General features: G+C 74.8%; 7 protein-coding genes. 6 read left to right on the top strand and 1 reads right to left on the bottom strand.

From position 1 onward, the window contains the following. The 5 genes from FOE67_RS15185 to ygfZ all read left to right on the top strand — a co-directional run. Nucleotides 1-1,049: FecCD family ABC transporter permease (locus FOE67_RS15185; RefSeq protein WP_228473914.1), on the top strand; the 1,049-nt coding region annotated here is incomplete at its 5' end. After that, the gene (locus FOE67_RS15180) at nucleotides 1,046-1,888 is read left to right on the top strand and encodes an ABC transporter ATP-binding protein (protein WP_182664552.1); all 843 of its coding nucleotides are present in this window, start codon (nucleotides 1,046-1,048) and stop codon (nucleotides 1,886-1,888) included. The genes FOE67_RS15185 and FOE67_RS15180, both read left to right, overlap by 4 nt. A 113-nt stretch (nucleotides 1,889-2,001) precedes the next feature. Continuing rightward, nucleotides 2,002-3,078: an ABC transporter substrate-binding protein gene (locus tag FOE67_RS15175; RefSeq protein WP_182664550.1), complete on the top strand. Its 1,077-nt coding sequence runs from the start codon at nucleotides 2,002-2,004 to the stop codon at nucleotides 3,076-3,078. A gap of 94 nt (nucleotides 3,079-3,172) precedes the next feature. Then, complete coding sequence (locus FOE67_RS15170; protein ID WP_182664549.1) at nucleotides 3,173-3,661, top strand: Fur family transcriptional regulator; 489 nt, start codon at nucleotides 3,173-3,175, stop codon at nucleotides 3,659-3,661. Between the two features lie 9 nt (nucleotides 3,662-3,670). After that, on the top strand, nucleotides 3,671-4,651 hold the full coding sequence (ygfZ, locus tag FOE67_RS15165; RefSeq protein ID WP_182664548.1) for a CAF17-like 4Fe-4S cluster assembly/insertion protein YgfZ: 981 nt from the start codon (nucleotides 3,671-3,673) through the stop codon (nucleotides 4,649-4,651). 49 nt (nucleotides 4,652-4,700) lie between these two features. Here ygfZ and dtd read toward each other — a convergent pair whose 3' ends face one another. Next, on the bottom strand, nucleotides 4,701-5,126 hold the full coding sequence (dtd, locus tag FOE67_RS15160) for a D-aminoacyl-tRNA deacylase (RefSeq protein WP_182664547.1): 426 nt from the start codon (nucleotides 5,124-5,126) through the stop codon (nucleotides 4,701-4,703). Nucleotides 5,127-5,289: 163 nt separating this feature from the next. Here dtd and FOE67_RS29355 point away from each other — a divergent pair. After that, the coding region (locus FOE67_RS29355) for a hypothetical protein (protein WP_228473913.1) at nucleotides 5,290-5,504 on the top strand (215 nt) is incomplete at its 3' end.

Below are 5,504 nucleotides of genomic sequence, written 5' to 3'. Positions count from 1 at the left end.
GCTCCCCGCGCCGGGTCCCCCTGCCGCCCCTCCTCCTCGGCCTGACGCTCGCCCTGGCCTGCTCGGTGGTCGCCGCCGTCACCCTGGGCCCCTCCTCGCTGGCCGCCGGCGACGCGCTGCGGCTGCTGTGGGCGGGCCTGAGCGGCGGCACCATCACCCCCGACGAGGTCTCCTCCTACACGATCGTGTGGGAGATCCGTTTCCCGCGCGCGGTGCTGGCCGTCGTGGTGGGGGCCGGGCTGGCGGCCGTGGGGACGGCCGTGCAGGCGATGGTGCGCAACGCCCTGGCCGACCCGTTCGTGCTCGGCATCTCCTCGGGCGCGGCCGTCGGCGCCAACGCCGTGCTGCTCTTCGGGGCGTTCGCCGCGCTGGGGGTGTGGGCGCTGTCCGGCGCGGCCTTCGTCTCCGCGCTGCTGGCCATGGTGCTGGTGTACGCCGCCGCCCGCTCCCCGCAGGGGCTGGTGCCGCTGCGGCTGGTGCTGACCGGCACCGCCATGGCCTACGGCTTCTCGGCCGTCACCACCCTGATGGTCTTCCGGGCCGAGCGCGGCGAGGCCGCCCGCTCGGCGATGATGTGGCTGCTGGGCAGCCTGGGCGGGGCGACCTGGGCGTCCGTGCCGATCGCCGCGACCGCGGTGCTCGGCGGGCTGGTGTGGCTGCTGTTCGCCTCCCGCCGGCTGAACGCCCTGGCCATGGGTGACGAGACGGCCTCCGCGCTGGGTGTGGACCCGCACCGGATGCGCCGGGAGCTGTTCGTGGTGACGGCGGCGATGACCGGCTGCGTGGTGGCGGTCAGCGGGGCGATCGGCTTCGTCGGGCTGATGGTGCCGCACGCGGTGCGGATGGTGGTGGGCGCGGACCACCTGCGGGTGCTGGCGGTCGCGCCGCTCGCCGGGGCGGTGCTGCTGGTGTGGGTGGACGTCGGGTCGCGGCTGGTGATGGCCCCCGCCGAGCTGCCGATCGGCGCGCTGACGGCGGTCCTGGGGGTGCCGTGCTTCCTGCTGCTGATGCGGCGGCGGGGCGGTCCGGCGTTCGGGGGCGCGCGATGAGGGTGACGATCGACGCGCTGACCGTGGAGGTGGCCGGGGCCCGGCTGGTGCGGGAGGTCTCGCTGACCGCCGCCGGCGGCCGGGTGGTGGGCCTGGTCGGCCCGAACGGCAGCGGCAAGTCCACCGTCCTGCGCTGCCTGTACCGGGCGCTGCGCCCGACCACCGGCGCGATCCTGCTGGACGGGGAGGACCTGTCCTCGCTCTCCCCCCGGGAGGGCGCGCGGCGGGTGGCGGCGCTGCCGCAGGAGACGAGCGGCGAGTTCGACTTCACGGTGGCCGAGCTGGTCGCGATGGGGCGCATCCCGCACCGGGGCACCGGCCGCCGGACGACCGCCGGGGACGAGGGGATCTGCGCGGCGGCCCTGGAGCGGGTGGGTGCCTCGCACCTGGCGGAACGGTCCTTCGGCGGACTGTCGGGCGGGGAGAAGCAGCGGGTGCTGATCGCCCGCGCGCTGGCCCAGCGGCCCCGGGTGCTGGTGCTGGACGAGCCGACCAACCACCTGGACATCGCCCAGCAGTTGGAGGTGCTGTCCCTGGTCCGCGACAGCGGGTTGACGGTGCTGGCGGCGCTGCACGACCTGAACCTGGCGGCGACCCACTGCGACGAGCTGTACGTGATCGCGGGCGGCGCGATCGTCGCCTCCGGCCCGCCGGAGGCGGTGCTGACCGCCGGGGTGCTGGCGGAGGTCTTCGGGGTGCTGGGGCATCCGGTGCGCCATCCGGTGACGGGCGAGGTGCGGTTGCTCTTCGACCGGTTGCCGGAGGGTCCGCCCGGGCCCCGTGCCCCGGTGGGGGCTGATCGGTGCCCACCGCCCGCCGCCCCCGGGAGCCCCGAGTGAAACCCGACCGTCCGGCCGACCGCCGGCGGTCACGATGCCCGCGCCCCGGCGCGGGAGAACAGGAACCCGTGAGACCCGTGAGACCCGTGAATCCCGTGAGACCCGTGAACCCCGTGAGCGGGACCCGTCGCACCCGCCCCCGCCGGTCCCGCGCCGGCCGCGCGGCCGCCGTGGCGGTCGCCGCGCTGCTGACGCTCGGCGCGACCGCCTGCGGCGCCGAGGTCGGGGCCGGTGACGCCAACGGCGACTCGACGGCGGGTGACCCGGTGGACACCGACCACTACCCGGTGACCATCACCAACTGCGGCGAGGAGCTGACCTTCCGGAGCGCCCCCGAGCGGGTGCTCACCTACGACGTCGGCATCACCGAGATCATGTTCGCCCTCGGTCTGTGGGACCGGATGGTCGGCTACGCGATGTTCCCCGACGACCGCGCGAGCTCCACGGACGTGGAGTGGGGTGAGGGGTACGAGCGGTCCGAGTGGCTCTCGGAGGACCGGATATCCATGGAGCTGATCCTGGAGCACGAGGCCGATCTGGTGTTCGCCGGGTGGAACTACGGCTTCTCCGAGGACCGGGGACTGACCCCCGACACCCTCGCCTCGCACGGCGTGGACTCCTACCTGCTCACCGAGTCCTGCCGCAGCGGCGAGGGCACCGCGCGCGGCGTGATGCCGCCCCTGGAGGCCCTCTACACCGACCTGGAGCAGTTGGGGATCCTCTTCGACGTCGAGGAGCGGGCGGAGGAGCTGATCGAGCGGTTCCGCGCCGAGGTGGCGGCGACGGAGGAGGCGGCGCCCACCGGCGACGACCGGCCCCGGGTCTTCCTGTACGACGACGGCCGGGACAAGCCGCTGACCTCCGGCGCCTACGCCGGGCCGCACGACATCATCACCCGCGCCGGCGGCGACCACGTCATGGCCGACCTGGAGGACTCCTGGGTGACGGTGGGCTGGGAGACCGTCGTGGAACGCGACCCCGAGGTCATCGTGATCAACAACTACGGCGGGACCACGGCGGAGGAGAAGGAGGCGTTCTTGAAGTCGCACCCGCCGCTGGCCGGCGTCTCGGCGATCGTGGAGGACCGGATCTTCGTCCTGGACTACGCGGACCTGGTGGAGAGCCCGCGCAACCCGGCGGCGGTCACGGCGCTGGGCGAGTACCTGCGGGAGGTCGCCGGAGGGGACTGAGGCCCGGGACCCCGTCCCGCGCGTCACGGGGCGGCCCGGCCGGTCGGCGACCGGCCGGGCCGTCCCCCCGGCGTGCCCGCCTACACTGGGCGGCGTGGTGAGCACCGACTGGCAGAGCGACCTGCGCAAGCGCGGATACCGGCTGACCCCGCAGCGGCAGCTGGTGCTGGAGGCCGTCGAACGGCTGGAACACGCGACCCCGGACGAGCTGCTCACCGAGGTGCGGCGCACCGCCGGCGGCGTGAACGTCTCCACGATCTACCGCACGCTGGACCTGCTCGAGGAGCTGGGTCTGGTCTCCCACTCGCACATCGGGCACGGGCCGCCCACCTACCACCTGGCGGAGCACCACGACCACATGCACCTGATGTGCCGCGGGTGCGAGGAGGTGCTGGAGGCGCCGCTGGAGCTGGCCGAGCCGTTCGCGGAGCGGCTGCGCGCCACCCTGGGCTTCGAGACGGACATGCGGCACTTCGCGATCTTCGGCCACTGCGCGAACTGCGCGGCCGGCCGGCGCGCCCCGGGCGGCGGGGAATCGGGCGCCGACGGGCCGGAGGCGGACGCGGCGGTCGGCCGGTCGTAGGCTGGGCGCATGTCGTCCTCGCCCCACTCCAGCCCGCTGCTCTCCCTGCCCGGCGCGGTCGCGGCCGAGCCCCCGGACGCCGGGGTCGCCGCGCATTACGGTGATCTCTTCCGCGAACAGCGCGCGCTCTCCCGGGGCGAGGGGTTCGTGGACCTCTCGCACCGCGAGGTGGTGACCGTCACCGGCGAGGACCGGCTGGCGTGGCTGCATCTGCTGCTCACCCAGCACGTCGCCGAACTGCCGCCGGGGCACGCCACCGAGGCGCTGATCCTCTCCCCCAAGGGGCACATCGAGCACGCCCTGTACCTGGTGGACGACGGGACCACCACCTGGGCGCACACCGAGCCGGGCTCGGCGGAGTCGCTGCTCGCGTACCTGGAGTCCATGAAGTTCTTCCACCGTGTGGAGGTCGCCGACCGCACCGCCGACTTCGCGGTGGTGCTGCTCCCGGCCGGCTCCATCGCCCGGGTCCCGGCGGGCACGGTGGTGCGGGAGACGGCGGAGGGCCGGGAGCTCTTCCTGCCGCGCGGCGAACTGGTGTCGTTCGCCGAGGCGAACGGTCCGGCGGCCGGGGTGCTGGCGGCGGAGGCGCTGCGGGTGGAGCACCACCGCCCCCGATGGGGTCGGGAGACCGACCACCGCACCATCCCGCACGAGGTGGGCTGGTTGGCGAGCGCCGTGCACCTGAACAAGGGCTGCTACCGGGGTCAGGAGACCGTGGCCCGGGTGCACAACCTGGGCAAGCCGCCGCGCCGGCTGGTCTTCCTGCACCTGGACGGCAGCGAGGTCACCATCCCGGAGCACGGCGACCCGGTGCGGCTGGCCGCCGACGGGCCGGAGGGGCGGCAGTTGGGGTTCGTCACCACGGCGGCGCGCCACCACGAGTTGGGGCCGATCGCGCTGGCGCTGGTGAAGCGGAACGTGCCGGTGGACGCCCCGCTGCTGGCGGGCACCACCCCGGCGGCGCAGGAGACGATCGTCGAGCCCTGACGCCCCCTCCCGGGGACCCGGGCGGCGGGGCCCCGCCCCTCCGAGGCGGTCAGACCTCCAGCAGGACGGTGAAGGGGCCGTCGTTGGTGAGGCCGACGCGCATCGCGGCGCCGAAGCGGCCGGTGGCGACCTCGGCCCCCAGCTTCCGCAGTTCCCCGCAGACCGCCTCGACGAGGGGTTCGGCGACGTCGCCGGGGGCGGCGGCGTTCCAGGTGGGGCGGCGGCCCTTGCGGGCGTCGCCGTAGAGGGTGAACTGGGAGATCACCAGGAGCGGGGCCCCGGTGTCCGAGCAGGAGCGCTCGTCGCGCAGGATCCGCAGGGTCCACAGTTTGCGGGCGAGGCGGGCCGCCTGCTCGGGACCGTCGTCATGGGTCACGCCGACCAGGACGCACAGGCCCTCGCCGGTGATCTTCCCGACCGTCTCGCCGTCCACGACGACGGAGGCGCCGTCCACCCTCTGTACCACTGCTCGCATGCCGCCCATGATGCCGGACGGGATTTCTCCCCCGGGAGAGCGCCCGGATGGGTCCGGATGGGTGCCAATGGCTGCGCGGGAGGGGCGCGCGGTGACACGATGCGGGACACGCGGGCACGTACCGCACGACAGCACCAAATCGGGATGAGGGGAAGAAAACCCGATGATCACACCCAGTCCCGGAGGTTCGTCCGCCCGCCGGTCGACGCACCGGGGCGCCCGCCCCGGAGCGCACCCGGCCCGGACGCTCACCGGCGACCCCGCCGCCGGTGAACCCCACCCCGCCGAGGGCCGCCGATCCCGGCCGCCCGCCCAGCGGCGGGTCCCGGACACCGAACACTCCCCCGGCACCCGGCACGGCTCGGGCACCGCGCACCC

The sequence above is a fragment of the Streptomyces calidiresistens genome, assembly GCF_014141525.1.
In the GTDB taxonomy this organism is placed as follows: domain Bacteria; phylum Actinomycetota; class Actinomycetes; order Streptomycetales; family Streptomycetaceae; genus Streptomyces; species Streptomyces calidiresistens.
The sequence above is the reverse complement of the archived record's forward strand: the minus strand, read 5'-3'. Positions and strand labels throughout refer to the sequence as shown.